The 3,494-nt window shown below is 61.8% G+C and carries 2 protein-coding genes and 1 pseudogene; all 3 read left to right on the top strand.

The features are described 5' to 3' along the window. Nucleotides 1-685, top strand: a 685-nt coding sequence (locus ACTHNE_RS01320) for a M13-type metalloendopeptidase (protein WP_440268376.1), incomplete at its 5' end; no start/stop codon positions are given. Between the two features lie 286 nt (nt 686-971). Continuing rightward, nucleotides 972-3,137 carry a TonB-dependent receptor gene (locus tag ACTHNE_RS01315; protein WP_440268375.1) on the top strand — a complete coding sequence of 722 codons (2,166 nt, stop codon included), beginning with the start codon at nt 972-974 and terminating at the stop codon, nt 3,135-3,137. A gap of 97 nt (nt 3,138-3,234) precedes the next feature. Next, a pseudogene (locus ACTHNE_RS01310) lies at nt 3,235-3,494 on the top strand (PKHD-type hydroxylase); the annotation flags it as partial.

Genomic DNA, 3,494 nt, shown 5'->3' with positions numbered 1-3,494 from the left:
CGGCAAGCCCACCGATCGCGCCGAATGGGGACTGACGCCGGAGACGGTCAACGCCTACTCCGACCCCAGCACCAACACCATCAATTTCCCGGCCGCGCTCCTGCAGCCGCCGTTCTGCTATGCAAACGGCGCCGACGCCATCAACTACGGCGGCATCGGCGCGGTGATCGGCCACGAAGCCAGCCACGGTTTCGACGACCAGGGCGCGCAGTTCGACGGTGACGGCAACAAGTCCGACTGGTGGACGGCGCAGGACAAGTCGCAGTTCAAGGCGCGCAGCGGCAAGCTGGTGGACCAGTTCAACGGCTATGCGCCGCTCAAGGACAAACCGGACCTGCACGTGAACGGCCAGCTGACCCTGGGCGAAAACATCGCCGACCTCGGCGGCCTCAACGTGGCTTACGACGCATTGCAGGATGCGCTGAAGAAGAACCCGGCCGAAGCGCAGCAAAAGATCGACGGCTACACCCAGGACCAGCGCTATTTCCTGAGCTGGGCGCGCGTGTGGCGCAACAACACGCGCGAAAAACAGGCCGAGCTGTACCTCAACATCGACCCGCATTCGCCCGCTTCGCTGCGTGCGATCGGCGCACCGTCGAACATGACGGCGTTCGCGCAGGCGTTCCAGTGCAAGACTGGCGATGCGATGGTTCGCGATGGCGAGAAGCAGGTAAAGATCTGGTAAGCCGCGCGATCGTTGGATAAAAAAACAAAAGCCCCGCACGCGAGTGCGGGGCTTTTTTGTAGGCTGGGATGCAATCCCAGCATCACCACTGCAGAGAAAGTTGAGGTTGCATCCCGGCTCCGCTTCACAACCGCCTACATCCATGCAAGAATAAGAACCGTTCTCATCTACAGAGAACCCATCACCGGGCAGCAAGCCAGCTCGAGGCGATCGCAATTCACCGCGCAGCGCACTCCAGCAGCCAGCCATCCATCGTTCTGGCCCCCACTTGCTCACGCCGCTGCCCATGCCCACACACTTCCGTACGTCGTCCCTGCAAACCGCCCTGCTGCTTGCCTTGGCCGTGCCCGCCGCTGCACAAGGCGTCGCGCCTTCCGGCGATGACACCGCGCCGCAAAGCAAACCAAAAACCCTCACCTCCGTGCACGTCACCGGCAGCGTGGTCGGCAACGACTACACCGCCGACAGTTCCACCGTAGGCGCCAAAGTACCCACCTCGCTGCGCGACATTCCGCAAACGGTGGTGGTGGTCAACCGCGACCTGCTCGATGCACAAGGCGCCACCTCGCTGCAGGATGCGCTGCGCAACGTGCCCGGCATCACGCTCGGTGCGGCGGAAGGCGGGCAGATCGGCAACAACATCAACCTGCGCGGGTTCACCGCGCGCACAGATATCTATCTGGACGGCTTTCGCGATCCCGGCCAGTACTACCGCGACGTATTCGACCTGGAAGCCGTCGAAGTGCTGAAGGGCCCTTCCTCCATGCTGTTCGGCCGCGGCTCCACCGGCGGCGTGATCAACCAGGTGACCAAGGAGCCGGAACTGAAACCGTTCGGCGCCATCAGCGCCACCGTGGGCACCAGCGATCGCTATCGCCTGACCGGCGACATCAACCAACCGCTGTCGGACACCTCGGCTGCGCGCTTGAATATCTACGGCCAGGACATGCACTCCACGCGCGACGTCTTGAACAACCGCGATGGCGGCCTCGCACCGTCGTTGCGCTTCGGCATCGGCACGTCTACGCAGATCACGCTGTCAGCCTTGCTTCAACGCAACCACGACATGCCCGACTACGGCCTGCCCCCAATCAACGGACGCCCAGCGCAGGTTAACCGGAAAAACTGGTACGGCCTTGCCGACGATCGCACCATCCAGAGCGTCAATGCGTTCAACGCGCGCCTGGAACACACTTTCTCCGACCACGTAAGCCTGCGCACGCAACTGCAATACAGCCAATACAAGACCGACGCGCGCGAAACCGCCGCCAACACCGTAGTTACCGCCGGCGGCGTAACGCTCAATCGAACGCTGGGCAATCCCACCAACCTTCCGCTGCAGAATCTTTACGTGCAGCTGGCCAGCCACGATCGCGTCATCCACGACAAACTGCTGGACAGCCAGACCGATCTCACCACCACCTTCAACACGGGAAGTTGGCAGCACACGCTGGTCACCGGCGTACAACTGGCGCGCGAAACCTACAACAATCAAACGTATACACGCAGCGGTCTTCCGCTGATTTCGCTGCTCGATCCGGTATATGAAGCGACACCCGCCAACGTTAAGACCACGACCGGCAATTACGCGCAGTCGGTAGGCAAGACGGCAGCGCTTTACGTCAACGACACTATCAGGTTCAACGATCAGTGGATGGTCGTCGCCGGCTTGCGTCGCGACCGTTTCGACGCGCATATCAGCAACACGATTTCCTCTCCCTCTTATGCACAGCAGACCGTATCGTTCACCAGCGTACGCGGCGGCGTGATCTACCAGCCCAGCGAAAAACAATCCTATTACGCTTCATACGGCACCTCGTTCAATCCGGTGCTTGAGCAACTCACGCTCACCAACGGCACGCAAAACCTCGCACCATCGAAAAACCGCTCCTACGAAATCGGCGGCAAATGGAACCTGCTCGATGACATGCTGGCCATCAACGCGGCGGTTTATCAGCTGGAGCAAACCAACGCGCGCACACAAACCTCAGCCGGCGAATATACCCTTGACGGCAACATCCGCGTGCGCGGCGCCGAACTTGGCGTAGTAGGACATCTCACCAAGCACTGGCAGATCTTCTCCGGCTACAGCTACATGGACGGCCTGATCGTGAAGGCGCGCGACGGCACGCAAGGCAACGCACCCGCCAATACCCCGCGCCACACCTTCACCACCTGGAGCACTTATACCTTCGCCGAACACTGGGAAGCCGGCGGCGGCCCCACCTACATGTCGCAACGCTACGCCGCCAACACCAACAGAACGAGCGTCGGCGGCTATACGCGCTGGGACGCCACCGTGGCCTATCACCAACCGAGCTACGACATCCGGCTGAACGTGCTCAATCTCACCAACACGCGCTATTTCGATGCGGTGGTTCCATCGGACGGTGGGCGCGCCGTACCCGGCATTGGGCGCACGGCGTTGGCGACGTTCACGTACAAATTCTGACCTCTGCCGTCTCACTCCCTCTCCCCTTCGGGGAGAGGGCCGGGGTGAGGGGCCACACCCGCCATACACCACCACCAAGCAAGCAAAAGCCACCGCCATGCTCGTCCACATCCCTACCCTGCTCAACGCCAACCAACTCGCCCACTTCCGCCAACAGCTCGATGCCGACACCGCTCCCTGGGTTGACGGCCGCGTCACCGCAGGCCATCAAGGCGTCCACGTCAAACACAACCAGCAACTCGCCGAGGGCTCGCCGCTTGCCATCGAGCTCGGCAACATCGTGCTCAGCGCGCTGGAACGCAACCCACTCTTCATCAGCGCTGCCTTACCCAACCGCATCTACCCGCCCATGTTCAA

Origin of the sequence: Dyella sp. (assembly GCF_051954575.1) — a bacterium.
In the GTDB taxonomy this organism is placed as follows: domain Bacteria; phylum Pseudomonadota; class Gammaproteobacteria; order Xanthomonadales; family Rhodanobacteraceae; genus Dyella_B.
The sequence above is the reverse complement of the archived record's forward strand: the minus strand, read 5'-3'. Positions and strand labels throughout refer to the sequence as shown.

Bases quoted from the DNA above. Each gene is read 5' to 3' on its own strand.
- ACTHNE_RS01315 (WP_440268375.1), top strand. From the start codon at position 972: ATGCCCACACACTTCCGTACGTCGTCCCTGCAAACCGCCCTGCTGCTT.